Origin of the sequence: Vibrio viridaestus, from assembly GCF_003856525.1 — a bacterium.
GTDB lineage: Bacteria > Pseudomonadota > Gammaproteobacteria > Enterobacterales > Vibrionaceae > Vibrio > Vibrio viridaestus.
The window spans coordinates 1-437 of record NZ_RJVQ01000140.1 but is presented as its reverse complement, the minus strand read 5'-3'; the positions used below and the strand labels follow the sequence as shown (position 1 = coordinate 437).

Below are 437 nucleotides of genomic sequence, written 5' to 3'. Positions count from 1 at the left end.
ATCGTTTCCACCGTACTCGTGATAATAATTTTGCACGGTATCAGTCATTTCTCGCACATTGCAGAATGGGGATTTGTCTTCATTAGACTTATAAACCTTCATGGAATATTTGTATGCCGACTCTATATCTATACCTTCATCTACATAAACACCTTCGTGATGTCTGCATGGAGACAAGACACCGGATCTGCACAACATTGATAACGCCCAATCTTTTTGCTCAGACTCTAACTCATTGATMCTCATTTATAAACTCCTTGCAATGTATGTCGTTTCAGCTAAACGGTATCAGCAATGTTTATGTAAAGAAACAGTAAGATAATACTCAACCCGATGTTTGAGTACGGTCATCATCTGACACTACAGACTCTGGCATCGCTGTGACGATGTTTGAGTACGGTCATCATCTGACACTACAGACTCTGGCATCGCTGTGA

1 protein-coding gene is annotated in these 437 nt (G+C 40.6%); it reads right to left on the bottom strand.

Annotation, left to right across the window (positions count from 1 at the left end):
* Positions 1–246 (bottom strand): Ea8.5 family phage-derived protein (locus tag EES38_RS22430; RefSeq protein ID WP_124939299.1); only part of this gene is annotated, 246 nt, incomplete at its 3' end.
* Positions 247–437: the final 191 nt, after the last annotated feature.